Origin of the sequence: Rhizobium acaciae, from assembly GCF_025941625.1 — a bacterium.
GTDB lineage: Bacteria > Pseudomonadota > Alphaproteobacteria > Rhizobiales > Rhizobiaceae > Rhizobium > Rhizobium acaciae.
In genome coordinates this window covers 342,745-368,666 of the sequence record NZ_JAPCZO010000001.1, presented here as the reverse complement: position 1 = coordinate 368,666, position 25,922 = coordinate 342,745, and the positions used below count along the sequence as shown (strand labels likewise).

The 25,922-nt window shown below is 61.8% G+C and carries 20 protein-coding genes and 1 riboswitch; of the genes, 10 read left to right on the top strand and 10 right to left on the bottom strand.

The window, feature by feature from the left end:
* Window positions 1-206: 206 nt before the first annotated feature.
* Window positions 207-1,049 (bottom strand): UDP-2,3-diacylglucosamine diphosphatase, encoded by an 843-nt coding sequence (locus OLZ32_RS01865; RefSeq protein WP_264395401.1) that lies wholly within the window; start codon window positions 1,047-1,049, stop codon window positions 207-209.
* A 233-nt stretch (window positions 1,050-1,282) separates the two neighbouring features.
* On the opposite strand from OLZ32_RS01865, the gene OLZ32_RS01860 reads away from it, so the two are divergent.
* The gene (locus tag OLZ32_RS01860) at window positions 1,283-2,032 is read left to right on the top strand and encodes a histidine phosphatase family protein (protein WP_003540171.1); all 750 of its coding nucleotides are present in this window, start codon (window positions 1,283-1,285) and stop codon (window positions 2,030-2,032) included.
* Between the two features lie 65 nt (window positions 2,033-2,097).
* Here OLZ32_RS01860 and OLZ32_RS01855 read toward each other — a convergent pair whose 3' ends face one another.
* Window positions 2,098-5,250 carry an efflux RND transporter permease subunit gene (locus tag OLZ32_RS01855; protein ID WP_264395400.1) on the bottom strand — a complete coding sequence of 1,051 codons (3,153 nt, stop codon included), beginning with the start codon at window positions 5,248-5,250 and terminating at the stop codon, window positions 2,098-2,100.
* A 5-nt stretch (window positions 5,251-5,255) separates the two neighbouring features.
* Window positions 5,256-6,434, bottom strand: a complete 1,179-nt coding sequence (locus tag OLZ32_RS01850) for an efflux RND transporter periplasmic adaptor subunit (protein ID WP_264419527.1) — start codon at window positions 6,432-6,434, stop codon at window positions 5,256-5,258.
* Between the two features lie 233 nt (window positions 6,435-6,667).
* On the opposite strand from OLZ32_RS01850, the gene OLZ32_RS01845 reads away from it, so the two are divergent.
* A complete protein-coding gene (locus OLZ32_RS01845) occupies window positions 6,668-7,228 on the top strand; it encodes a TetR/AcrR family transcriptional regulator (RefSeq protein ID WP_025394783.1) in 561 nt (186 codons plus the stop codon).
* Between the two features lie 59 nt (window positions 7,229-7,287).
* Here OLZ32_RS01845 and OLZ32_RS01840 read toward each other — a convergent pair whose 3' ends face one another.
* Both OLZ32_RS01840 and OLZ32_RS01835 read right to left on the bottom strand, forming a co-directional pair.
* Window positions 7,288-8,727, bottom strand: a complete 1,440-nt coding sequence (locus OLZ32_RS01840) for an FAD-binding oxidoreductase (protein WP_264419525.1) — start codon at window positions 8,725-8,727, stop codon at window positions 7,288-7,290.
* A gap of 185 nt (window positions 8,728-8,912) precedes the next feature.
* Complete coding sequence (locus tag OLZ32_RS01835; RefSeq protein ID WP_264395397.1) at window positions 8,913-9,800, bottom strand: LysR family transcriptional regulator; 888 nt, start codon at window positions 9,798-9,800, stop codon at window positions 8,913-8,915.
* A gap of 103 nt (window positions 9,801-9,903) precedes the next feature.
* Here OLZ32_RS01835 and OLZ32_RS01830 point away from each other — a divergent pair, with 103 nt between their 5' ends.
* Together OLZ32_RS01830 and OLZ32_RS01825 are read left to right on the top strand one after the other, a co-directional pair.
* Window positions 9,904-10,524, top strand: a complete 621-nt coding sequence (locus OLZ32_RS01830) for an NADPH-dependent F420 reductase (RefSeq protein WP_264395396.1) — start codon at window positions 9,904-9,906, stop codon at window positions 10,522-10,524.
* 156 nt (window positions 10,525-10,680) lie between these two features.
* Window positions 10,681-12,993, top strand: coding sequence for an NADP-dependent malic enzyme (locus OLZ32_RS01825; RefSeq protein ID WP_264395395.1), 2,313 nt, complete (start codon window positions 10,681-10,683; stop codon window positions 12,991-12,993).
* Between the two features lie 64 nt (window positions 12,994-13,057).
* On the opposite strand, the gene OLZ32_RS01820 is transcribed toward OLZ32_RS01825, so the two are convergent.
* Window positions 13,058-13,591: a ribonuclease H family protein gene (locus OLZ32_RS01820; RefSeq protein ID WP_264395394.1), complete on the bottom strand. Its 534-nt coding sequence runs from the start codon at window positions 13,589-13,591 to the stop codon at window positions 13,058-13,060.
* A 250-nt stretch (window positions 13,592-13,841) separates the two neighbouring features.
* On the opposite strand from OLZ32_RS01820, the gene OLZ32_RS01815 reads away from it, so the two are divergent.
* Entirely contained in the window at window positions 13,842-14,939 is a 1,098-nt protein-coding gene (locus tag OLZ32_RS01815; protein WP_264395393.1) for a DUF2865 domain-containing protein, read from the top strand.
* A gap of 9 nt (window positions 14,940-14,948) precedes the next feature.
* Here OLZ32_RS01815 and OLZ32_RS01810 read toward each other — a convergent pair whose 3' ends face one another.
* Window positions 14,949-15,695 carry an SDR family NAD(P)-dependent oxidoreductase gene (locus OLZ32_RS01810; RefSeq protein WP_264395392.1) on the bottom strand — a complete coding sequence of 249 codons (747 nt, stop codon included), beginning with the start codon at window positions 15,693-15,695 and terminating at the stop codon, window positions 14,949-14,951.
* A gap of 157 nt (window positions 15,696-15,852) precedes the next feature.
* Window positions 15,853-16,539, bottom strand: coding sequence for a 5,6-dimethylbenzimidazole synthase (bluB, locus tag OLZ32_RS01805; protein ID WP_264395391.1), 687 nt, complete (start codon window positions 16,537-16,539; stop codon window positions 15,853-15,855).
* A 42-nt stretch (window positions 16,540-16,581) separates the two neighbouring features.
* Window positions 16,582-16,769: riboswitch (cobalamin riboswitch) on the bottom strand.
* 174 nt (window positions 16,770-16,943) lie between these two features.
* Here bluB and OLZ32_RS01800 point away from each other — a divergent pair.
* The 4 genes from OLZ32_RS01800 (at window position 16,944) to OLZ32_RS01785 (ending at window position 22,534) form a co-directional block, all read left to right on the top strand.
* Window positions 16,944-18,347, top strand: coding sequence for an MFS transporter (locus OLZ32_RS01800; protein WP_264395390.1), 1,404 nt, complete (start codon window positions 16,944-16,946; stop codon window positions 18,345-18,347).
* A 229-nt stretch (window positions 18,348-18,576) separates the two neighbouring features.
* Window positions 18,577-20,451 (top strand): methyl-accepting chemotaxis protein, encoded by a 1,875-nt coding sequence (locus OLZ32_RS01795; protein ID WP_264395389.1) that lies wholly within the window; start codon window positions 18,577-18,579, stop codon window positions 20,449-20,451.
* A 59-nt stretch (window positions 20,452-20,510) separates the two neighbouring features.
* Window positions 20,511-21,092, top strand: coding sequence for a hypothetical protein (locus tag OLZ32_RS01790; protein ID WP_017988510.1), 582 nt, complete (start codon window positions 20,511-20,513; stop codon window positions 21,090-21,092).
* Window positions 21,093-21,472: 380 nt separating this feature from the next.
* Window positions 21,473-22,534 carry a 3-deoxy-7-phosphoheptulonate synthase gene (locus tag OLZ32_RS01785; RefSeq protein ID WP_264395388.1) on the top strand — a complete coding sequence of 354 codons (1,062 nt, stop codon included), beginning with the start codon at window positions 21,473-21,475 and terminating at the stop codon, window positions 22,532-22,534.
* On the opposite strand, the gene OLZ32_RS01780 is transcribed toward OLZ32_RS01785, so the two are convergent.
* Together OLZ32_RS01780 and OLZ32_RS01775 are read right to left on the bottom strand one after the other, a co-directional pair.
* Window positions 22,531-23,358, bottom strand: coding sequence for a TolB family protein (locus OLZ32_RS01780; RefSeq protein WP_264395387.1), 828 nt, complete (start codon window positions 23,356-23,358; stop codon window positions 22,531-22,533). The two genes, OLZ32_RS01785 and OLZ32_RS01780, sit on opposite strands and share 4 nt — an antisense overlap.
* A gap of 80 nt (window positions 23,359-23,438) precedes the next feature.
* Window positions 23,439-25,118 carry an NAD+ synthase gene (locus tag OLZ32_RS01775; protein ID WP_264395386.1) on the bottom strand — a complete coding sequence of 560 codons (1,680 nt, stop codon included), beginning with the start codon at window positions 25,116-25,118 and terminating at the stop codon, window positions 23,439-23,441.
* Window positions 25,119-25,311: 193 nt separating this feature from the next.
* Between OLZ32_RS01775 and OLZ32_RS01770 the strand changes: the two genes are divergently transcribed.
* On the top strand, window positions 25,312-25,842 hold the full coding sequence (locus tag OLZ32_RS01770) for a DUF1003 domain-containing protein (protein WP_264395385.1): 531 nt from the start codon (window positions 25,312-25,314) through the stop codon (window positions 25,840-25,842).
* Window positions 25,843-25,922 lie beyond the last annotated feature (80 nt).

The window sequence follows — 25,922 nt, the reverse complement described above, 5'->3', positions numbered from 1 at the left end:
GACCTGAAGGAAACTCGTCGTTGTCCTAACACACCACCCTGGAAGCGACTATTGCGAGAAATAGCCGTTCTGAAACGTTTTAGAAAATAAATAGGGCCTGTCGCCTGACGGTAACGGCTAAATTCCTACTGCAAAATTTCAAAGTGCTACGGCGTCCTTTGCGCGTCTGAAAAGACATGCGGTGCTGTAAAGCCCGGGCACCAAGATCAGGCGGCCTGCGGGGCCAGCTCACCCTCGTCATGCATTCCGATGGCGGCAAGCGCCGGCACACTGCTGGCGAGCGACCGCCAGGTGATCAGTTCGAAGGTGCCGTCCTCGTGTTCGGCGACCGCCGTGCAGCTTTCCACCCAATCGCCGGTGTTGATGTAGCGGATGCCGTCCATATCCTGGATGATGGCATGATGGATATGTCCGCAGATCACCCCGTCGGCGCCGTTTTTGCGGGCTTCCTCGGCCACGACGCGCTCGAATTCGCCGATGAAATTGACGGCATGCTTGACCTGCAGCTTCGCCCAGGCCGAAAACGACCAGTAAGGCATGCCCAGCCGGCGGCGCACCGCCGCCAGGATGATGTTGATGCGGATCGCCGTGTCATAGGCCCAGTCGCCGAGATAGGCGAGCAGCCGGGCGTTGCGGACGACGACGTCGAACTCGTCGCCGTGCAGGATAAGATATTTCTTGCCGTCGGCGCCGTCATGCATCATGCGCTCGACGACCTCGATGCCGCCGAAATGCATGCCCGGGAAGGCCCGCAGGAATTCGTCGTGATTGCCGGGAATATAGACGACGCGCGTGCCCTTGCGCGCCTTGCGCAACAGTTTCTGGACGACGTCGTTGCAGACCTGCGGCCAATACCAGCTGCGCTTCAGGCGCCAGCCGTCGACGATATCGCCGACGAGCACAATCGTATCGGCCTCGTGGTGGCGCAGGAAATCCAGCAGGAAGTCGGCCTTCGCGGCCTTCGAGCCGAGATGGACATCGGAAATGAAGAGCGTGCGGAAATGTCTGGGTTCCATCATGTCTTTCACGAGCTGCCGCTCATGTCCCATCTTTCATCTAACCTTCCAAAACCAGACTCGTGTTTCAGGAAGATGACAAGCTGGGGAAAAGCCCTGCAAACCTGTTCATCCCGCGCGGCCGCATGGCCGTTCGCCGCGCAGGCAGTATGCCCGTCGCCACGCGGGCCGGATGCCGTCGCCGCCAGCCCCGCCGACAAGGTTGCCCTACGCATTCAGGGCGTTCATGATGACGGCGATTCATATCCGACAAGGCGGGATGGCTGATGCGTTTCTTTCTCGTTCGCCACGGCGAATCCCTCGGCAACATCAACGAACAGGCCTACCGCCAATTCGGCGATCACAACGTGCCGCTGACGCGATGGGGCCATCGGCAGGCTCTCGAGGCAGGCGGCGTGATCGCCTCCTACCTGCAAGCATTGCCGAGCGCGGGTTTCGGCAAGCTGCAGATCTGGTATTCGCCCTTTCTCAGAACCCGGCAGAGCAAGGATGCGCTGCTCGAAGCCCTGCCGGAAAGCTTCGTCGGCGATATCAGGGAGGATTATCTGCTGCGCGAGCAGGATTTCGGTCTCTTCACCGAAATCTACGACCACGCCGAACAGAAGCAGAAGTTTCCCGAGGAGTTCGAAAAATGGGCGAGGCTGCGCAGCAACAGCGGCAAGTTCTACGCCCGGCCGCCGGATGGCGAAAGCCGGGCGGATGTGGCCCAGCGGGTGCGCCTGTTCCTCCAGACCGTCATGCACGATGCCGAAAATAGCGACCACAACCTCGTGATCGTCGGCCATGGCGTCACCAACCGCGCGATCGAAATGAACTTCCTGCACCGCCCTGTCGAGTGGTTCGAGCGCTCCGACAATCCCGGAAACGCCGATATCACCCTGATCGAGGGGACGCGCTCGCAAGGATACGAGTCGATCCTGCTGCATCAGGCCGCCGACCGGCAGCCAGGACAGGAAGGCGAACTGCGCGATGCCTATGGCGCCGACGTGACGATCACGCCGAAGCCGACCGCATAATTCCTGAAATCGGACCGGCGCAAAGGTGCGGCGGGTTGCGCAAGGCAACCCGCCAATTCTTCACCTCAGGTCGGTGACGTCACCGGCGCAGGCTCCTGCTCGGCCGACGCCTCCTCGTTCACAGTCTCCAGCCGCTTCGTCCTCAAGAGACGCAGCACGAAGACGAAGAAGACGGGAACGAAGAAGATCGCCAGCACCGTCGCCGAGATCATGCCGCCAAGCACGCCCGTACCGATGGCATTCTGGCTCGCAGCACTTGGCCCGGTGGCGATCGCCAGAGGCACCACGCCCAAAGTAAAGGCGAGCGAGGTCATGATGATCGGCCGGAAGCGCAGACGAGCGCCTTCGATCGCGGCATCCATCAGCGATTTCCCCTCGGCAAAACCGTCCTTGGCGAATTCGACGATCAGGATGGCGTTCTTCGCCGACAGTCCGATGATCGCGATCAGGCCGACCTTGAAGTAGATGTCGTTGGACATGTCGCGGCTCATCACCGCGAGCACGCAGCCGATGACGCCAAGCGGCACGACCAGCATCACCGACAACGGGATGGACCAGCTCTCGTAAAGCCCCGACAGCAGCAGGAAGACGAAAAGGATGCTGAGGCCGAACAGGAACGGCGCCTGCGATCCCGATCTCAGCTCCTCCAGCGACTGGCCGGTCCATTCGAAGCCGAAGCCATCCGGAAGTTCGGAGGCCAGCCGCTCCATTTCGGCAATCGCCGCCCCCGACGAATATCCAGGCGCCGGAGCGCCAGAGATACGTACGGAAGGGTAGCCGTTATAGCCGACGATCTGCGCCGGTCCCTTCTGCCATTCGGCCACAGCGAAGGACGATAGCGGCACCATGCCGCCGCTCGCATTGCGGACATTGAGCTTCATCAGGTCTTCGGCTTGAAGTCTGCTCTTGTCCTGCGCCTGCACGATGACGCGCTGCATGCGGCCCGAATTCGGGAAGTCGTTGACATAGCTCGAACCAAGATTGGCGGTGATCGTGCTGTTGATGTCGGCGAAAGCGACGCCGAAGGTATTTGCCTTCTCGCGATCGATGACGAGCACGAGCTGGGCCGAGTCAGGCATGCCTTCCGGGCGGATACCTGCGATGATGGGGTTCTGCGATGCCTTGCCGATCAGCATTCCCGCCGCCTCGGTCAGTGCCGCCTGGCCTTTCGCCCCGCGATCCTGAAGGCGGAAGGTGAAGCCGTTGGTCGTGCCGAACCCTTCGATCGGCGGCGGCGACAGCGCGAAGGATGTGGCGTCCTTCAGCCCAAACAGCTGCATATTGGCGCGGTTGGAAATCTCCTGCACCGAATTGCCGGCGCCGCGTTCGGCCCAGTCCTTGAGCGTGACGAACACCAGGGCGGCGTTCGGTCCCTGCCCCGAGAAGCTGAAGCCCTGGATCGCGACGACGTTGGCAACAGCCGGCTCCTTCTTGAAGATCGCTTCGATGCTTTCAAGCGAGGCCACCGTGCGGTTGCGGCTCGCCTCCGGCGGTCCCTGCACATCGACGATCAGGAAGCCCTGGTCCTCATCCGGCACGAAGCTGCTCGGCAGGTTGACGAAGAGATAGCCAAGGCCGATGAGCAGCGCGAAGTAGACGGCCATCACCCGCCAGGAGCGCTTGGCCAGTCCCTCGACGGTACGGGCATAACGGCCGGTCAGCCGGTCGAAGTTGCGGTTGAACCAGCCGGCGATGCCTTTCTTCTCGTGATGACCCTTGATCGGCTTCAGGAAGGTGGCGCAAAGCGCCGGGGTCAGCGACAGCGCCAGGAAGGCCGAAAACAGGATGGACACGACCATGGTCAGGCTGAACTGACGGTAGATGATGCCGGTTGAACCCGGGAAGAACGCCATTGGCACGAAGACGCAGGAGAGAACCAACGTTATCCCAAGGATCGCGCCGGTGATCTGCCGCATCGCCTTCTTGGTCGCTTCCTTCGGTGAAAGCCCTTCCACAGCCATCAGCCGTTCGACGTTTTCCACCACGACGATGGCGTCGTCGACCAGAATGCCGATGGCAAGCACCATTGCAAACATCGTCAGCACGTTGATCGAGAAGCCGGCGGCATACATGACAGCCAGCGTCCCGAGCAGCGCGACGGGCACGACGAGCGTCGGAATGATCGTGTAGCGGAAGCTCTGCAGGAAAATGAGCATGACGACGAAGACGAGCGCGACGGCTTCTGCAAGCGTATGCGCCACCTTCTCGATCGATGTCGAGACGAACGGGCTCGTATCATAGGGAACGGAATATTCGACGCCATCAGGGAAGAAGCGTGACAGCTCCTCCATCTTCGCCTTGACCAGGTTGGACGTATTGACGGCATTGCCCGTCGACGACAGCTGGATGGCGATGGCGGCACTCGGCTGCCCGTTCAAGCGGGTGGAAAAGCTGTAGCTCTCGCTGCCCTCTTCGATGCGCGCGACATCACGCAGCCTGACGTTCGATCCGTCTGCATTGGCGCGCAGCACGATGTCTCCGAACTCCTTGATGTCGGTCAGCTGCCCCTTCACCAGCACCGTCGCCGTCAGGTCCTGCGAGATCGGATTGGGTGCTGCACCGATCTGGCCAGCTGCGACCTGGGCGTTCTGCGCCGAGATTGCCGCGCTGATGTCGGATGCTGTCAGGTTCAGGCCGACCATCTTGTCGGGATCGATCCAGATGCGCATCGCGCGCTGCGACGCAAACAGCTGGGCACGGCCGACGCCCTCGAGACGGCGCAGCTCGCCGATGACGTTTCGGTTGAGATAGTCGCCGAGCGCCACCTCGTCGGTCTTCCCATCGGTCGAAGTCAGCGAGATGAACATCAGGAAGCCCGACGACGCCTCCTCGACCGTGATGCCCTGATCCTTGACGGATTGCGGCAGCCGCGGTTCGACGCGGCGGATGGCATTCTGAACGTCGACCGAGGCCTGGTCGATATCGGTGCCCGCCGCAAAGGTGGCGGTGATCGTCATCGCACCCGATGTATCGGAGGTCGACTCGAAATAGGAAAGGTGCTCGACCCCGTTCAGCTCTTCTTCGATCTGGCGAGTGACGCCCTGATAGATATCCTGCGGCGATGCGCCGGGATAACTGGTGGTGATGCTGAGCTGCGGCGGCGCGACCTTGGGGTATTGCGCGACCGGCAGGAACGGCAGCGCGATCAGACCGGCGAGGGAGATGAAGATCGCAAAGACCCAGGCTAGGATCGGGCGATCGATAAAGAAACGTGCCATCGATCCTACTCCGGCTTCTTGGCGTCACCGGACGCGAGCTGACCATCCCGCCACTCTTCCGGCGCGACCTTTGCGCCCGGCTGCAGCTTCTGGCTGCCGTCGACAACGAGACGCTCACCTGATGACAGGCCGCTTTCGACCACCCATTCATTGCCGAAGGATTGACCGAGCTCGACGTCACGCGGCTGTGCTACGTCTCCCTCCTGGACGACGTAGACCTGCGCCTTGCCGTCGGCCGTGCGGATGACGGCGCGCTGCGGGATGAGGATCGCCTTCTCCCGGACGGCCTGTTCGATGCGGACGCGGACGTAAAGCCCCGGCAGCAGGTCGCCCTTCGGATTGGGGAATTCACCGCGAAGTGTGACCTGGCCCGTCGTCGCATCGACGCTGGCGCTGCTGAAGAGCAGCTTACCGGCTTCGCCATAGACCGTGCCGTCGTCGAAGACGAGCTTGACGTCGGCCTTGCCTGGTTCGGTCGACGTGAGGCTGCCGTTCTCGACCGCCCGCTTCAGCGCCAGCAGGTCTCCGGAGGATTGCGTGAAGTCGGCATAGACGGGGTCGATCTGCTGGATCATCGCCAGCGCATCGCCGCCATCGGCCGTCACCAGCGCACCTTCCGTCACCAGCGCGCCGCCGATGATGCCTGATATCGGTGCGCGGACTTCGGTATAGCCGAGATTGATCTTCGCTTCGTCGAGCGCTGCCTGCGCCAGCGCGACATCGGCATCGGCCTGGGCGAGGGCAACGGCAGCCGCATCGTATTCGATACCGCTTGCGACATCGCGGTCGCGCAGCGACTTCTGCCGGTCCAACTGCTGGCGGGCATTCAGCTGCGTCGCCCTGGCGCGATCGAGGCTTGCCTCCGCACTTGCCACCCGGACCCGGAACAGCGCCGGATCGATCCGGTAGAGCACGTCGCCTTGCCGAACGAGGCTGCCCTGCTCGAATATCCGTTCCTGCAGGATGCCGGAAACCCTGGCCCGCACCTCCGAAACGCGCGTCGCGGCAATGCGGCCGGGCAATTCGCTGATAACGGGAACCGGACGCGGGTTGAGCGTCAGGACGCTGACGGCTGTTGGCGGCATCGCGCCGCCTTGCTGAGCGTAAGCCGGCAGGCCGGCACCGAATATCAGCCCGAGGACAAGCGTATAACGCAATGATTTCGTTCGAAAAAGCATGTTCATCAGCCTTCCTGCTGGTCCCGCTGGGGTCCAAAAAAGCGCAGCCCGCCGAAATGACGTTCGGCGGGCCTCCTCAGCCGACAGATAGTCGATCTTTTTTTGCTTTGCAAGATACCTACCGGTTGGTATGATAGCACTATCATGATGGGAACTCCCATGGCCCGGCGATCCCGGGAGTGATACTGATCTTCGCGGGCCGCCTCGGCGCGAAGCTTATCTCGAACACAGGTCATGCATTGGTAGATAGCCCCCGCAACAGAAAGAAACAGCCGGATGTCGTGCGGCAGGCTCTTCTCGATTGCGCCAGGAAGCTGGCGCTCGAGCATGGTCTGGCCGCCGTCAGCCTGCAGGCGGTCGCGAGCGCAGCCGGCGTGACCAAGGGAGGTCTGTTTCATCACTTCCCCAATAAGCAGGCTCTTATAGAGGCCGTGTTCGACGGCATGATGGAAAGCCTCGATCGCGAGATCGACGAGGAGCTTGAAAAGGATAAGGGCGGCCATGGCACATTCACCCGCGCCTATGTCCGCACCCTGTTTGCCGACCGAGCCCTTGCCAACAGCCCGTGGTCGGCGCAGACGATGACGGTGCTCGCCGACCCCTACTCCAAGAGCCTCTGGCACAGATGGATGAATGACCGGCTGGTCAGGCACGCCGAAACCGACATGGGAATGCGGCTCGAGATCGTTCGCCTGGCGGCGGACGGCGCATGGCTTGCCCATGTTTTGCGGCCTGACGACCATGCCGCGTCCGACGACGCGGTTCTGCTGCGCGAATTGATCAAACTCACCGACGGGTGACAAGCGATTGGCGCCTCATCCCGCGCCCGGCTATATCACCCGAGCGCGGGATCGTCGGGCTAGGCAGCTCGCACTGCCGCCATCGGTTTAACGTTCTGGTTCATCCGGAACAGATTGTTCGGATCGTACCGCCGCTTGATCTCGGCAAGGCGAGCGTAGTTGGCGCCGTAGGCGGTCTCGACGCGATCGCCTTCGTCTTCGGGCATGAAGTTGATGTAGGCGGTGCCGACCGAATGCGGCTTGGTTGCCTCGAACAGATCCCGCGCCCAGCCTGTGCAGCTTCCATCCATCCCGGTTTCCCGCCAGCGCGCATGCACATTCATGACGAAATGCGAGCTTCGTTGCGGAAATGCGGTCGCCTCGGTGGCCACGCGGCCGGCCGCGCCGCCGACATGGCCGATGAAGATCTCGCATTCCGGCCCGGGCAGCTTGCGCACGGCGTTGAGCAGCACCTCGATCGCGACATCAGAGAGAGAGGCAAAATCCTGGCTCTTCCAGTAATTGCGCGCACCGGGCGTAAGCAACGGGTCGAAGGCCTGCTGCCAGCCGGTGAACGGCACCGGACCGACGACGTCGGCAATCGGATTTCCGATCGCGCGCAGTCTGGCTGTCGCCTTTTCGCCCGCCGCGATGTCTCCGCAATAGCACATGGCGAGCACGACGATCTCCTTGCCGTGCCATTCAGTGGGAAGGAACGGCAGCGGCGGCGCCTGGCGCATCACCACCCAGCAGGTCAGTTCGTCAGGTGCCGCTTCCAGCGCCTGCCGGTATTCCCTCAGCACCTTCTCCGCATCGGCGAAGGGGTGCACGACCAGCCCGGCGAGCACCTCCGGATTGAGCGGGTTGAGTTTGAATTCAAAGGATGTGACGACGCCGAAATTGCCGCCGCCGCCGCGCAGCGCCCAGAAGAGATCCGGTTTTTCCGTCTCGCTCGCCTTGACCAACTCGCCGTCGGCCGTCACCACGTCCACCGAAAGCAGATTGTCGAGCGTCAGCCCAAATTTGCGGGTCAGCCAGCCGAAGCCGCCGCCGAGCGTCAGTCCGGCAATGCCGGTCGTCGAATTGATGCCGGTCGGCAGCACCAGCCCGAAGGCCAGCGTTTCCTTGTCGACATCGGCAAGCGTGGCGCCCGGCTCGATCCTGGCGCGCCGCGTCTGCGGGTCGACCCGCACCGATTTCATCGCCGACAGGTCGATGACGACGCCGCCCTCGCAGACGGCATTGCCGGCGATGCCGTGCCCACCGCCGCGCACCGAAAGGAGCAGATTGTTGTCGCGTGCAAACCGCACCGCCCGCACGACATCGGCAGCACCCGCGCATCGCGCGATGAGCCCGGGGCTGCGGTCGATCATCGCATTCCAGATCGCCCGCGCCTCGTTGTAATCCATGTCTTTACTGGTCAGGAGACTGCCGCGAAATCCGGCGGCAAAGGCATCGATGGCCACGTCATTGACCATCGTCTGCCCCCTTTGCAGGGTCGTCAGGTTCAAATTGTCCATGATTTCCTCCATACGACCGGCGCCCCGCACCGTCGCGGCCGGCATTTTGCGCTTGCTGCGGTCGTCAAACAAGTTTCGAAAAGGATTAGCCCTCTGCCCCCAAAACGAAAGGAAGCGGCTTCTCATTGAATTTTCATGGGAAATCGATGCCTGGGAAGCAATCGACGCATGCGGCGGAACAATCCCTAATCCCGCAGCCCCCGCGCAATGGCCTCAATGACCGCGCCGATCCTTCCGGGTACGAACCGGCGTGACGGATGAATGGCGTGGATCGGCAGCACCAGTTTCCGCCAGCCGGCGAGAACTTCCACCAGTCGGCCATCCACTATGTCTTCCGCCACGAGATCCACCGGAACGTAGATGATGCCTGCCCCGCCGAGCGCCGCCATCCGCAGCGCCTCTCCGTTGTCGATCTCGATGTTGCCGCGAACCCCAACCGTGAAACTCTCACCGTCCTTTGTCGCGAACGGCCATTCGTCTCGAGGCACGAGATTGAGGTTGAGGATGCAGCGGCCAAGGCGAAGATCCTCGGGCCTCTCCGGCATGGAAAACCTATCGAGATATGCCGGAGAGGCGCAGCAGACAAAATGATAGCTGCCGACGCGCCGCGCAATGAGCGACGAGGGCTTCAATTTGCCGATCCGGATCGCCAGATCATACCCCTCGGCCACCAAGTCGACATTGCGATCGCTGAGATTGAGCTCGACCGAAAGTGCCGGATGCCGCTCCGCGAGTTCGGCCATAACGGGCGCAAGCCGCTTGATCCCCAGTGTCGTCGGAGCGCTTAAACGCAGGCGTCCCGACATGGCCTCGGCGTCAGGCCGGGAGATGTCGTTGAGTTCCTCCAACTCATCGATGATTCTGTTTGCCTTGACCAGGAAACGGGACCCGACCTCGGTCAGCCGCTGCGTACGCGTCGTGCGTTCGATCAGCTTGACCCCATACTCATGCTCCAGCGCCTGGATGCGCCTGCCGACCATGGCAGGCGAAATACCGAGACGTTTCGCGGCGGCGGCGAAACTCCCCGATGTCGCGGCGGCAATAAGCGTCTGCAAGTTCAGAAGATCGGGCATTCGATACTTTTATGCATCTCTGTTATCGATATCAATGCAATTAACGACGGAATATTTCGGATGTACCCCTGTGACCATCACATCGGAAACAGGAGACCGAACGATGAAGACTGCAATTATCGGCATCGGAAACATGGGCAAGGGCCTGGCCTCACGCCTTGCCGGGAAGACTGACCTGATCGTCGCGGGACGTAACGATCAGGCCGCGCGCAGCCTTGCCGAAAGCCTCGGCGTTGAAAGCGCCACCATTGCAGACGCGATCGCCGCCGCGGGGATCGTCATCCTCGCCGTTCCCTATGCCAGTGCTCTTGAGATCGCCGCCTCGCCGTCGCTCTCGGGCAAGATCGTCGTCGACATCAGCAATCCCCTGAAGCCCGATTTCTCCGGTCTGCTCTTCGGCCACGAGATCTCCGCCGCCGACAAAATCCAGAATGCCGCGACCGGCGCCAAAGTGGTCAAAGCTTTCAACACCATCTTCGCCGAGCTCTTCAACGCGTCCCGCGATGCCACGGCCAAGGTGCCGGTATTTGTCGCCGGAAATGACGAAGACGCGGTGGAAAAGGTTTCCAGATTGGTCGTGGACGCAGGATTTGCCGTCGAAAAGACCGGAGGCCTCGATGCTGCCAAGCTCCTGGAGCCGCTCGGCATGCTCAATATCCGCCTCGGCTACGGCCTCGGCCGCGGAACCGTCATCGCCCCTGCCTGGATAAACATCGCCGCCTGAGGTCATCTCATCGATCGGCAGGACCGACATCCCGTCCTCACGGACGGGATGTTTTTGTTGCCCGGACAAAAACTCGCCAACTCCGCCATTTCCATACTGTCGCCCGTATCCGATTGATGTATGGAGGGAGCTCAAAAGACGTGCACGGAGGCGGCGATGGATCACCCGGAAAAATCGAAGACAGAAAAGAACCTGACGAGCGGCGATCTCGACGAACAGGCGCTTTTCTTCCACCGCTATCCCCGCCCCGGTAAGCTTGAGATCCAGGCGACCAAGCCGCTCGGCAACCAGCGCGACCTGGCGCTCGCCTATTCGCCCGGCGTTGCCGCCCCCTGCCTTGCCATCCGCGACAATCCCGAGATGGCGGCCGAATACACCTCGCGCGCCAATCTCGTCGCCGTCATCTCCAACGGCACCGCCGTGCTCGGCCTCGGCAATATCGGCCCGCTCGCCTCCAAGCCGGTCATGGAGGGCAAGGCCGTGCTCTTCAAGAAATTCGCCGGCATCGACGTCTTCGATATCGAGATCGATGCCCCGGGCGTCGACCAGATGGTCTCGACCATCGCCTCGCTGGAGCCGACTTTCGGCGGCATCAACCTCGAAGACATCAAGGCCCCGGAATGTTTCGAGGTCGAGCGGCGCCTGCGCGAGAAGATGAAGATCCCCGTCTTCCACGACGACCAGCACGGCACGGCGATCATCGTCGCCGCCGCGATCCTGAACGGGTTGGAACTCGCCGGCAAAAACATCGCCGACATCAAGATCGTCGCCTCCGGCGCCGGTGCTGCCGCCCTTGCCTGCCTCAACCTGCTGGTCATTCTCGGAGCAAGACGCGAAAACATCTGGGTCCACGATCTCGAAGGCCTCGTCTATGAGGGCCGTATCGAGCTGATGGACGAATGGAAATCCATCTATGCCCAGAAGAGCGATACGCGCACGCTCGCCGAAAATATCGGCGGCGCCGACGTCTTCCTCGGCCTTTCGGCCGCCGGCGTGTTGAAGCCGGAGCTGCTGGCGCAGATGGCCGACAAGCCGTTGATCATGGCGCTTGCCAATCCGACGCCGGAGATCATGCCCGATCTCGCCCGTGCCGCCCGCCCCGACGCGATGATCTGCACCGGCCGCTCGGATTTCGCCAACCAGGTCAATAACGTCCTCTGCTTCCCCTATATCTTCCGCGGCGCGCTCGATTGCGGCGCCGAGACGATCAATGAGGAAATGAAGATGGCGGCCGTGCGCGCTATCGCAGCCCTTGCCCGCGAAGAACCGTCGGATGTCGCCGCCCGCGCCTATTCCGGTGAAACTCCGGTCTTCGGCCCTGACTATCTCATCCCCTCGCCCTTCGATCCGCGCCTGATCCTGCGCATCGCACCTGCAGTCGCCAAAGCCGCCGAACAGAGCGGCGTGGCACGCCGCCCGATCCAGGATTTCGACGCCTATCTCGACCAGCTGAACCGCTTCGTCTTCCGCTCCGGCTTCGTCATGAAGCCGATCTTTACCGCGGCCAAGGCCGCCGAACGCAAGCGCGTCATCTTTTCCGAAGGCGAGGACGAGCGCGTGCTGCGCGCCGCCCAGGTGCTGCTCGAGGAAGGCCTTGCCGAACCGATCCTGATCGGCCGCCCGCAAGTCATCGAGACGCGCCTGAAGCGATACGGCTTGCGCATCCGGCCGCTGCAGGATTTCGAAGTCATCAATCCGGAAGACGATCCGCGCTTCCGCGAATATGTCGATCTCTATTTCTCCCTCGTCGGCCGCCGCGGCGTCATCCCGGAGGCGGCCCGCACGATCGTGCGCACCAACACCACCGTCATCGGCGCGCTGGCGCTGAGGCGCGGCGAGGCCGATGCGCTGATCTGCGGCCTGGAAGGGCGTTACGAGAAGCATCTGCGCGACGTCCGCCTGATCATCGGCAAGCGCAAAGATGTCCGCGATTTTTCAGCCCTCAGCCTGATGATTTCGCAGCGCGGCGCCACCTTCTTCACCGACACCTACGTCACCTTCAATCCGACCGCCGAGGAGGTCGCAGAGGCGACTGTGCTAGCGGCCGAGGAAATCCGCCGTTTCGGCCTCACGCCGCGCGCCGCCCTGGTCTCGCATTCCAATTTCGGCTCGCGTGAGTCCGAAAGCGCCACGAAGATGCGCAACGCCCTGCAGCTCGTGCGCGAAGCCGCGCCCGACCTCGAGGTCGACGGCGAGATGCACGGCGAAAGCGCCATCACCGAAGCGCTGCGCAAGCGCGTCATGCCGGACACGACGTTGCACGATGAGGCGAACCTCCTGGTCTTCCCAAACCTCGATGCCGCCAACATCACCCTCGGTGTGGTGAAGTCGATGACCGACGGCCTGCATGTCGGCCCGATCCTGCTCGGCACCGCCCTGCCCGCCCATATCCTCGCCCCCTCGGTCACCTCCCGCGGCGTCGTTAATATGGCGGCACTCGCCGTCGTCGAGGCATCGCAACCGGCTTGAGCCGGTTGCCCGCAACACAGCGTAAAGACGCTGAAGTCGTCCCGACACATGTCCTGATGCCGTCTCAGGCACTCCGTATCGACAGGCGCCCTTTATCCGCGAGCACATCGGCGCGTTCGTTACCTGCAATGCCGGAATGGCCCTTGCACCAGACAATGGTCATGAGTGCATTCTGGGATAGTTGAAGATCGACTGCTTTCCAGAGTTCCGCATTGGCGATCGTTCGCCTTCGGGCATTCCCATTCGGGCTGCTTTTCTTCCAGCCGTTGTTCTTCCAGATATGTCGCCAGCTGTTGCAGCCTTTGACGGCATAGACGGAATCGGACCAGATGGTCGCGGGCTCGCCGCTTGCCTCGCTGTTGATCCAGATTGCCGCCCTGAGGACGGCGGTCAATTCCATCGAATTATTGGCGGAATCTTCAGCCCCACCGAAGCCGGAGGCGATTTCCACGGCATCGCGATAGACGACGAAAGCCCAGCCTCCTTGCCCGAAACCGGGTTCATAACAACCGTCCACGAAGACGTGAAAGCCGTGTTGGGTTTCCGGCAGCCCGACTGTCGTTGCGGGGGAGCTGAGTTCGTTGGCAATACCTGTCATTTTCGACGTCCGGATATGAGTACGTTCCCCAAGCGACTGAGGAGATTGGAGTGGAGCACTTAGCCTCGTTGATTACCATCGGCAGCATCTTCATAGTCGAATACCGGGTCTCTGGCTGTCCGCTGGATAAAATCGCGAAAATACGCTAAGTATTTATTCCAGCTTATTAAGAGAAATACCCTAAGAGAAACCCGCGGCGATCAGCGCCGCAATCGACCGATCGATTCTTTGCTCATTCCGGGACGACGCCGTGAAACGCCGAAACCTGTCTCTTGCCCTTCTCCTTGCCCTTGCGGCGCCGGCCGCCGCGCAAAGCAGCGCCGTCTGTGAGGACCTGCGCGGCCGCCTTGCCGACCTGCCGCGATCGATCGGCAATGGCAACGGCCCGGAGGCGCGCCAATATTCCAGCGCCATGGCCGAACAGAACCTTGAGCTGCGCAAGGTTCGCAACGAGCTGCGCAGCAATGACTGCACCTCGGGCAGCATGGTCGTGATCGGCGGCGAGAATGCCGATTATTGCGCCGAACTCGCGCAGTCCGAAGCCCGCATGATCGACAATATCCGCTATCTCCAGGACCGCCGCAACGAACTCGCCGGCCAAAACGGCGCTGATGACGGCACGCGCCGCGAACTGGTCGCGGCTCTCGACCGCAATGGCTGCAACAGCGAAAACTTCTATGCTCCGAGCGATCGCAGCGCCAATGAACCGGCTCCGAGCGTCGAGGAACAGGCGATGCGCACCGATACCTTCATCCCGCTCGGCGGCGGTGAAGAGGTCGATCCGCGCTACGGCCTGCCGCGGGCCGAGATGCTCTCGCCGGTCAGCACCATGTGCGTGCGCAGCTGCGACGGCGGCTTCTTCCCGATCAGCTCGAACGCCACGTCGGTCGATTTCGGCCGCGACGCCCAGACCTGCGCCAAGATGTGCCCGGGCATCGAGACCGAACTGTTCTATCGTGACGTGACAAGCACCGAAGCCTCGAACATGATCTCGGTCGCAACGGGCACGCCCTACAGCGCCATGAAGAACGCCTTTGCCTACAAGAACCGCACGCCCGGGGAAAAGTCCGCCTGCGCCTGCAATCTCACCGCCTATTACGAGGAGATGCGCGGCAAGCAGGCGGTGAGCGAACCGCCGCAGCAGGGCTCGATCAGTACCATTCGCACCAATCCACCGGCGAAGGATACCGCAGCCGCCGCGCCGCAATCATCCTTTCCCGAGCGCCCCTACGATCCGACGCAGAACCGCGTCCGTCAGGTCGGCCCGCAGTTTCTGGCCGGCGATCAGGGCTCGATCGACCTCGCCAATCCGGCAGCACCGGGCCCGCAGCCGCAACAGCAGCAGTGATTGAATGGGTCAGTAGGTCGTACGACCGCCGCTCAGGTCGAAGGTCGATGCGGTCGTGTAGGAGTTCTCTTCGGAGAGCAGCCAGACGACCATCGAAGCGATCTCACGAAGTTCGACAAAACGGTCGCGAGGAATGCGGACGCGCATATATTCGATAAATTCGGCTGTCAGCCCGTCCAATATAGGTGTCTTTGCTGTGGTCGGCGTTACCGCGTTCACGGCGATTCCCGTCTTTGCGAGTTCCTTGCCAAGAGACTTGGTGAAGCCCAGCACACCAGCTTTCGCTGCGCTGTAGGCGGCGATGTTCGGATTTCCTTCCTTGCCCGCAACCGAAGAGATGTTCACGATCCGCCCGTAGTCGCGCTTTGACATGACCGGAACGACGTGCCGGCAGCAGTTAAAGGTTCCCGTGAGGCAGACATCGACGACGTCTTTCCACTCGCCGACATCGTATTCGATCGTGGGTTTTACCGGACCGGTAATCCCGGCGGAATTGACGAGGCCGTCGATACGGCCAAAAATCTCCTCGGTCGTCGCCGCCGCGTTTTTCACGGATAGGGGATCTGCGACATTGACGCCGAAAGCGACTGTGCCGGATCCGAGAGCGGAAGCGCTGTCCCTCGCCATGTCTTCGTTCAAGTCCCAGATGGCCACCTTGCCACCAGACTGGACGACGCGCTCTGCGATCGCGTAGCCGATGCCCCTCGCACCGCCAGTAATTACGATGATGCGTTCCTTCAAGTCGATCATGTTCATAGGGCCGTTATCCTCCGATTGAGCCGCCGATAACCGAGTATCTCTTGGAAACTCCGGGATTTCACCTTCAGCGTATCGATATGAAGGCCAGGAATAAAGATGCCTCGGCCTCTCCCGGCGTCGGCGATACCGACATCGGTTTGCTCACCTTGACTATCTAGGTGTTCAGTCCCCATCCATCGTGGAAGACCAGCTCCTCGAGCGGTAGCCGCTGCCGCCAGCCTTTGACCGAGAGTTCCGGCTCCTCATAGAGCCGGTCGACGAAACCGGCACAGAGCCAGGCGACCACCTCGATGTGCTCGGGTATGCCGAGAATGCTCTTCAGATCGCCTTCGCGAAAAATGCTGACCCAACCGATGCCCACCCCTTCCGCCCGTGCCGCAAGCCAGAGATTCTGGATGGCGCAGACGGTCGAGTATGAATCCATCTTCGGATTGTGCGTGCGCCCCAGCACCACACTGCCGCTGCGTGTCGGATCGCAGGTCACACATATCCCGAGTGGCGCCTCGACGATACCTTCGAGCCTGAGGGAGCGGTATGCCTGCTGCCGCTCGCCCTCAAACATCAGCGCCGCTTCCTCATTGGCCCTGGCAAAGGCGTCCCGGACTTGCGCCCTCACCTCGGCATTCCTCACCAGGATGAAATTCCAAGGCTGCATGAAGCCGACGGAGGGTGCGTGGTGAGCGGCCGTCAGGAGCCTCTGCACAACATCGTCAGGCAAAGGATCGGGTCGAAACTGGCTGCGAACGTCACGCCGCGTCATGATCGCGTGATAGACGGCCTCGCGTTCGGCCAAGGAAAAACCGGACGCCGCCGAAAGGGCATCCTCATCAAAGGGTCGCATCGTCAAATCCCCAACAACGCGACCGCCCCGCTGTCCGCGCGGATCGGTCTATCTTGCCAGGCCGGTCTTCTGACTTGGCGTCATCCGTTTGCCGCAGCCTTCCCGGCAAGAGGCCAGTGGCATGATGAAGCGGCAAGCGTCGGCCTTACAGCGTTGGGCACGTTCCGGTCTTGCACCGGATTCCCGATTCTCCCGCCTTATCGGCGGGCACCTGACGGCGCATCTATTTCAGGAAAGCGGCGCGGCGGCAAGCCGGCTCCGATGCCACCGACACGCTGCATGCGACATCGATTTCATGGACAGAGGCGCGTCGCTGCCTTAGAAACAAACCGATCCTGACCGACGCCCATGACGCCGGACTTTTTCTCTTTGCATTTCGGTTGCCCGTGCCCCGCCTCACACCCATGATCCTTGCGGTCGCCCTGTTCATGGAACAGATGGATTCGACCGTGATCGCCACCAGCCTGCCGGCAATCGCCGCCGATATCGGCACCTCGCCGATCGCGCTGAAGCTCGCCGTCACCAGCTATCTCGTGGCGCTGGCGATCTTCATCCCGATCAGCGGCTGGATGTCCGATCGCTTCGGCGCGCGCAACATCTTCCGCATGGCGATCTTCGTTTTCATGATCGGCTCGATCGCCTGCGCCTTTTCCAACTCGATCACGGCCTTCGTCGTCTCGCGCCTGATCCAGGGCGCCGGCGGCTCGATGATGACGCCGGTCAGCCGCTTGCTGCTGGTCCGGGGAACGCCGCGCCACGAACTTGTCGATGCCATGGCCTGGCTCACCATTCCCGCTTTGATCGGCCCGATCATGGGTCCGCCGATCGGCGGTTTCCTCACCACCTATCTCACCTGGCACTGGATCTTCTGGATCAACGTCCCGATCGGCGTGCTCGGCATCATTCTCGTCACACGTTTCCTGCCGGCCGTCGAGCCACGCAGTCCGCGGCCGATGGACTTCCCCGGCTTCTTCCTTTGCGGCATCGGCTTCTCCGGCTTCGTCTTCGGCGTGTCGGTGATCAGCCTGCCAGCCGTGCCCGTCATCTACGGTTATGTCACGGTTGCGATTGGCATCCTTGCCGGCCTCCTCTACCTCCTGCATGCTCGCCGCGCGCCCTATCCGCTTCTCGACCCGAAGATGTTCCGCTACCCGATGTTTCGGGCGGCGATCCTCGGCGCCTCGAATTTCCGCATGGGGCTCGGCGCCCTGCCCTTCCTGATGCCATTGATGCTGCAGCTCGGCTTCGGCCTGACGCCGCTGCAATCGGGCTCGGTCACCTTCGTCAGCGCGCTCGGCTCCATGGGCTCGAAATTCGCCGCCTCGCGCACCTTCAATGCCTTCGGCTTCCGCATCGTCATATCAATCACCACTTTGCTGGCGGCGATCTTCCTCGGCATCAACGGCCTTTTCACCGCCGAAACGCCGCTGCTCCTGATCATGGCCTGCCTGCTGATCGGCGGCCTGTTCCGCTCCATGGCTTTCTCGGGCGTCAACGCCATGGCCTTCGGCGATGTCGACGACGCCGACAGCAGCCAGGCGACCGCGATCAATGCCGTTGCCCAGCGTATCTCCATGGCGATGGGTGTGGCGATCGCCGGCGGCATCCTCGAAATTTCGAGCAGCTTTCACGACGGCAGGCTGCTGGTCTCTGATTTTCATATCGCCTTCTTCAGCGTCTCGGCGATTTCGGCACTGGCCTGCATCACCTTCCTGCGCCTGCCGCATGATGCCGGCGCGGAACTGACGGCGCGCGGCCGCAAGCGCCGGCGCGCCGAGCCCGAAGAGGCCGTGGCGGAAAATAGCTGATCAAGACAGATCTCCCGGCGGGCGCAATGGCAATATGACAAGCGTGTGCTTCGGCATTCCCTACTTTATGATTTATTCACACATCAAATACACACTGCGTTTGCGCGTTTTGGGTTGCAATCCGGACATGGGCATGAGGGCTCGTGATGTGACCGTCGGCGCAGATGCCCGTATTGAGACGCCGGTCGGGAACATATCCGACTGAGCCGCAATTCTAGGCCGCCGCGGAATGTTCCAATTTCTGAAAACGATGCCTCTGACCGCCAAGCTGGCGGCGATTATCGTTGCCGTCAACCTCTGCGGCATTTCCGCTTTCGCCACCTATACGTGGATGTACGAAACCCGGGCATTGATCGACGGCGCCAAGGCGAATTGGTCCAAGGATGCGGAGCAGTTTGCCTCTCTGGCCGCGGGCGGCGTGAAATGGGGGAAGGCGAACGCCGTTCGAGAGGCTTATTCGCTCTACCGCGACGACCCCTCGCTCGATCTTGTGCAGTTTGCCGCATTCAACGCCGAACCGACCGCCGTCGATACCTGGGCGCGCGATGGCGTCAGTGGTTTGCCCGCACCAGCCGATCTGGCGAAGAGCCTCAGCGCGAAACCGGAAAAGACAACCATCGATGACGGTAGAACATCTGCCGGCGTGGTGACGATCATCGCGCCGCTCCCGCTGGATAAGTCGGGCAAGGCCACCGGTTACATCGTCACCAACTGGTCCGTCGAAAAAATCGCTGCCGAAGTCAGGCAGAAAGTTCTCATTTCGCTGCTCACGCAGTCCGCGATCACCGCCATGGCCGTCGTTGCCTTCCTTCTCGCCATGCGCAGCCTGGTCGGCCGGCCCATCAGGGTGATCAGCGAACGAATCAGCGCGTTGCAGAAAGGCGATTTGGCCTCTCCCGTTACCTACAAGGAAAATGGCGACGAGATCGGCTTTCTGGCGCGCGCGTTGGAAGTTTTCCGTCATGAAGCGATCGCGAAGGTCGAAAGAGAGCAGGCCGCTGCCGAGCAGAGCGCTTCGCTCGACGCCGAACGCGCGCGCAACGCATTGTTCACGGAAGAGGCCAGCAACACCCAGCGGCTGGTCATGACCGCTCTTGCAAACTCACTGGAAAAGCTTGCCGCAGGCGACTTCTCGATACACCTGGCCGATCTCGGTCCTGAATTCGATAAATTGCGGCAGGATTTCAACAACATGGTCGAAGCGGTCGCGGCTGCGCTGACAGAGATCAAGACCGCCTCGGTCGCGGTCGAAGGCGGGTCGAGCGAGCTGGCATCCTCCGCCGATCAACTCGCCAGGCGGACCGAGCAGCAGGCGGCAGCATTGGAACAGACCGCCGCGGCACTGGATGAGGTGACTACCACGGTCAGAACATCGTCGCAGCGAGCCGAAAATGCCGGCAAGCTGGTCGAGGAAACCAAGCGGAGCGCTCATGTCTCGGCAACGGTGGTGCGTGATGCAATCGGAGCGATGGACCGGATTCAGACCTCGTCGAGTCAGATCGGCCGCATCATCGGCGTCATCGACGAAATCGCGTTCCAGACAAACCTACTGGCGCTGAATGCCGGCGTCGAAGCCGCTCGCGCCGGCGAGGCCGGCAAGGGTTTTGCGGTTGTCGCGCAGGAAGTGCGTGAACTCGCCCAGCGGTCTGCAAATGCGGCAAAGGAAATCAAGAACCTGATCAACGTATCCGGCCAGGAAGTTGCCGCAGGCGTCGGGCTGGTGAACGAAACCGGCGATGCCCTGCTGAAGATCGAGGAGCAGATCAACCGCATCAGCGACAGTATCGCTTCCATCGTCCAGTCCTACCGCGAACAGGCGACGGGTCTGCAAGAAATCAACGGCGCGATCAACCAGATGGATCAGGCGACGCAGCAGAATGCGGCAATGGTCGAGGAAACGAACGCGGCCTGCCAGGAACTGCTGCAGCAGGGACGCCTTCTGCAGGACTCGGCCGGCAGGTTCGTCGTCGGCGCGTCTTCAGCCAGCCAGCCCAGATCCATGCAACCCGCCCGCCAATCTCGTCCCGAGCCCAGAGCCTTCGTGCAGCGGCATGCAGGAAATGCCGCCGTCGCCGCTGCTCCCGGTGCCTGGGAGGAGTTCTAACGTCATCCTCGTTCGATAAGCCTTATGCCGCAGCAACCCATAATCAGGAAGGAAACACTATGAAGAAAATCGTGCCCGCATTTCTTTTGGCCTGCACCGCATTTGCCGTGCCCATGGGCGCATCCATGGCACAGGATGCCAAGCTTGCCCCGATCTTCGACTACGTGAAGAGCGACGTAACGCCATGGCTCAACGACCCCGCCATCATCGAGGCTATCAAGGCGCAGGACGCTACGAACGCCAATCTGAGCGCGGCCGATATCGACGCCCTCGACAAGAAGTGGCGCGCGGAAGTCGATGGCTCCGACCACTCGATGATCGACGGCGTGCTCAACAACGCCCTGTCGAAATTCCTTCAGTCAAAGAAGGAAGCTTCCGGCGGCAAAATCACCGAGATCTTCGTCATGGATGCAAAGGGCCTGAATGTCGGCCAAAGCGACATCACCTCCGACTACTGGCAGGGCGACGAGGGCAAGTTCCAGAAGTCCTTCGGCGCCGGCAAGGACGCCGTCTTTGTCGATGAGATCGAAAAGGATGAATCGACCCAGACGCTGCAGTCGCAGGCAAGCGTCACGATATCAGACGACAAGGGAACACCGATCGGCGCCATTACCGTCGGTGTGAACGTCGACGCTCTCTGATCTCAGGAACGACATTCGAAAGCAATGAAAACGCCTATCGCCCGGAGCATGCACGGTTCGGGCGATATGCATCAACAAAAACTTGCAAGACGTCGCATGAGCGAGATCGAGTGCGGCGTGCCTTCTTCGGGGGTATGCGCGCCCGCAAGAGCGCCAGTTTTTCAGGCGGCAAATTCTACGTGACAATGCCCGGTCTTGGCGCTACACACGCCTCATGTCGATCACGTCAACCTACGCCTCGGGATTTTATTGGTACCGCTGCTCCCAGCGGATGCGGGTCCATGCGTAACTGAATTCGACGCGACGACAACCCGAACAGCCGCTAGTCTACCTGGCGGCTTTCTTGTTCCGCGCGGGTATGACCAAACAGGAGCCATACCGTGTCTGATACCATTGATGATCTGCGTATCGTCGAAATCACCCCGCTGACCAAACCCGCCGATATCATCGCGGAAATTCCCCGCAATGCTGATGTCAGTAAGACCGTGACCGGCAACCGCGATGCGGTCCACAAAATTCTCCGGGGCCAAGACGACCGGCTGATCGTCGTCATCGGCCCCTGCTCCATCCACGATCCTGTCGCCGCCCGAGAATATGCCGCACGGCTGGAGGAGCAGCGCCGCCGTTTCGCCGGCGATCTCGAGATCATCATGCGCGTCTATTTCGAAAAGCCCCGCACGACCGTCGGCTGGAAGGGACTGATGAACGACCCGCATCTCGACGGCAGCTACCGCATCGAGGAAGGGTTGAGGATTGCGAGACGCCTGCTGCTCGATATCAATGCGATGGGTCTTCCGGCCGGCTGCGAATTCCTCGACACGATCACGCCGCAATACATCGCCGACCTCGTCAGCTGGGGCGCGATCGGTGCGCGCACGACCGAAAGCCAGGTCCACCGCCAGCTTGCCTCCGGCCTTTCCTGCCCGATCGGCTTCAAGAACGGTACTGACGGCGGCGTGCGCGTCGCACTCGACGCCATCCTCGCCGCCTCGCAGCCGCATCACTTCCCGGCCGTGACCAAGGACGGACAGGCGGCCATCGCCTCGACGACGGGCAATGCGGACTGCCACATAATCTTACGCGGCGGCAAGCGGCCGAACTATGAAGCGGCCGACGTCGAAGCGGTGACCGGCGAAGCCGTCAAGCTTGGCGTCGCCCCGCGCATCCTCATCGATGCCAGCCACGCCAACAGCGGCAAGGACCCGATGAACCAGCCGCTCGTCGTCAAATCCGTCGCCGCACAGATTGCCGCCGGAAACAGCGACATCAAGGGCATGATGATCGAAAGCAACCTCGTCGCCGGCCGCCAGGACCTCGTTCCCGGCAAGCCGCTGGTTTACGGCCAGTCCATCACCGACGGCTGCATCGACTGGGATATGTCGGTCGCGGTGTTGGAAGACCTGGCAAAATCCGCCCGCGAGCGCCGCCAGACCCGCGCTTAAGCCGCCGGGAAATAGCGGACATAGGCGAACTCTTCGCCGTCAGGAGACCAGCAGGGCACGTTGATCGTGCCCTGCCCCCCGAAGAGCTCGAACAGCGTCTTCAGATTGCCGCCGTCCATACCCATCAGCCGCAGCCGCACGTCGAGGTCGCGCGGATGGTCGAACACCGATGGGTCGTAGGATAGGAGCAGCACCATGTCGTTGTTGGGCGACGGATGGGCGAACCAGTTGCCCTGATTGTCCGAGGTCACTTGTTCGAGCCCGGTGCCATCGGGATGGATGCGCCAGATCTGCATCAGCCCGGTACGGCTGGAATTGAAATAGATCCATTGGCCGTCGGCGGAATAGTCCGGTCCGTCATTGCGGCCCTCGCCATGCGTCAGCCGCGTCTCGGCGCCGCCGACGACGGAGATGGTGTAGATATCGAAGAGGTCGTCGCGGATGCCGCAATAGGCGAGCTGGCGCCCGTCCGGCGACCAGCCATGCCAGTAGGATGGCAGGTTCTGGGTGACGAGCCGCGGCGTACCGCCTTCGATCGGTAAGGTATAGATCGCCGACTTGCCGAATTCAGTCTTGTCGGAAATGACGATCTTCGTCCCATCAGGCGAAATGCCGTGATCATTGTTACAGTTCACGGCAAAGCCGGTATCGACCTTGACCACCTCGCCGCCATCGAGCGGCAGGCGATAGAGCAGCCCGTCGCCGTTCAAGAGCAGGTAGGAACCATCCGGCGAGAAATTCGGCGCCTCCACCAGCTTGTCCGTCTGCCAGACCTCGCGGGCCCTGCCCGTCCTGACATTGTAGATCTCAACCGAGCTGCGCATGTTTCCTCCCGAAAAGCTTGATGCCGTCAGCGATCTCGATTGCGTCAGCGATCTCGATTGCGTCAGCGATCTCGATTGCGTCAGCGGTCCCTGAACCGGTTGGTGATGGGATAGCGCCGGTCGCGGCCGAAATTCTTCTTGGTGATCTTCACGCCCGGCGCCGATTGCCGGCGCTTGTATTCCGCGAGATAGAGCAGATGCTCGACCCGGTGGACGGTCGCGACATCATGGCCGCGCGCGACGATCTCCTCGACTGCCATCTCCTTCTCGACAAGGCATTCGAGGATATCGTCGAGCACGGGATAGGGCGGCAGCGAATCCTGGTCCTTCTGGTCGGGACGCAGCTCGGCCGAAGGCGCCTTGTCGATGATATTCCGCGGGATCACCTCGCCCGACGGTCCCAGCGCACCCGGCGGCACGTTTTCGTTGCGCCAGCGGGAAAGCGCATAGACCTGCATCTTGTAGAGGTCCTTGATCGGATTGAAGCCGCCGTTCATGTCGCCGTAGAGCGTGGCGTAACCGACCGACATTTCCGACTTGTTGCCAGTCGTCACCACCATCGAGCCGAACTTGTTGGAGATCGCCATCAGGATGACGCCGCGCGCCCGGCTCTGCAGGTTCTCCTCGGTGATGCCGCTGTCCGTGCCCTCGAAAAGGCTGGCGAGCGCGCTGCTGAAACCCGTCACCGGCTGTTCGATCGGCACGATATCGTAGCGGCAGCCGAGCGCCTTGGCGCAATCGGCCGCATCCTTCAGCGAATCCTCGGAGGTATAGCGGTAAGGCAGCATGACCGTGCGCACCCGCTCCTCGCCAAGTGCGTCGACGGCGATTGCCGCGCAGATCGCCGAGTCGATGCCGCCGGAAAGGCCGAGCACGACAGTCTTGAAGCCGTTCTTGTTGACGTAATCTCGGAAGCCCAGCAGGCAGGCGCGGTAATCGGCCTCCTCGCTTTCAGGGATATACGCCATCGGCCCTTCGGCGCAGTGCCAGCCGGTGTCGCAGCGCTTCCACGTCGTCACCGCAAGCGCCGTCTCGAACTGGCTCATCTGGAAGGCGAGCGACTTGTCGGCGTTGAAGGCGAAGCTCGCGCCGTCAAACACGAGTTCGTCCTGGCCGCCGAGCTGGGCAGCATAGATAAGCGGCAGGCCGGTCTCGATCACCTGCTTCAGCACCACCTGGTGGCGGATATCGACCTTGCCGCGATAATAGGGCGAACCATTCGGCGACAGCAGGATCTCGGCCCCGCTTTCGGCGAGCGTCTCGCAGACGCCGAGATCGCCCCAGATATCCTCGCAGATCGGAATGCCGATGCGCACGCCACGAAAATTCACCGGCCCAGGCATGGCGCCCTGATCGAAGACGCGCTTCTCGTCGAATTCGCCGTAATTCGGCAGGTCGATCTTGTCGCGCACTGCGATCACCTTGCCGCCATCGAGCACGGCGACCGAATTATAGCGCCCGGTGTCGTCCTGCCGGGGAAAGCCGATGATGACCCCCGGCCCGCCATCGGCGGTCTCGGCGGCCAGGCTCTCCACCGCTTTCCAGCAGGCGCGGATGAAGGCGGGCTTCAGCACTAGGTCCTCCGGCGGATAGCCGGAGATGAAAAGCTCGGTCAGAACGAGCAGATGCGCGCCCTCCCGGGCAGCATCGGCACGCGCCTCGCGCGCCTTGGCAAGATTGCCGGCAACATCGCCGACCGTCGGGTTGAGCTGGCCGATGGCGATGCGGAAGATATCAGAAAGGGCGTTTTCCTGTGTCATGTCATTTATTTAGCCTGCACCTTTCGCGACCGCAACACGTTCGCACCGAAAGCGGCGTCTGGCAGTGACGAAATTTTTATGAACGAATCGCGCATAGTGTCCCGCGGCGCCGATACGCATTGCAATTTACCTCTGGACCAGAATACTGGCGCCGAAAGCGACCGCATCGATAAACGGGTATCGGAAACAGGCCATGTCTAATTTTTCGGACTTCGTGCACCATCATTTCGACAAAGCGGCCAACGAGCTCGGCGACGTCGAAAAGCGCGTGCTGGCGAAAGCGCGCGAGCGCAAGGTCATCTCGACCGACGTCAACGCCGCCTTGTCCGCCGAGTCATCCTTCGGCGAGCGTATCGCCGATGGCATCGCCCGCGTCGGCGGCTCCTGGTCCTTCATACTCGCCTTCCTCGCCTTTCTCGCCGTCTGGACACTGATGAACACCATCGGTCTGGTGGCGAATCCCTTCGACCCATACCCCTTCATTTTTCTGAACCTGATCCTGTCGATGATCGCCGCCATCCAGGCGCCGATCATCATGATGTCCCAGAACCGGCAGGCCGAGCGCGACCGCTTCGAGGCCGCCAAGGATTACGAGGTCAATCTCAAGGCCGAACTCGAAGTGCTCTCCCTGCACCAGAAGATCGATATGAGCGTGCTGACCGAGTTGACGGCGCTGCGCGAGGATGTGGCCCGCCTCACAGCTGCGCTCGCCGCCAAGGGCTAATGCATGTCGCCCAAAAGTGTGCAGCGGTTTTGGGACAACGACATGCATCAGATAAAGACTTAAAGGGCGTCGCGCGACGC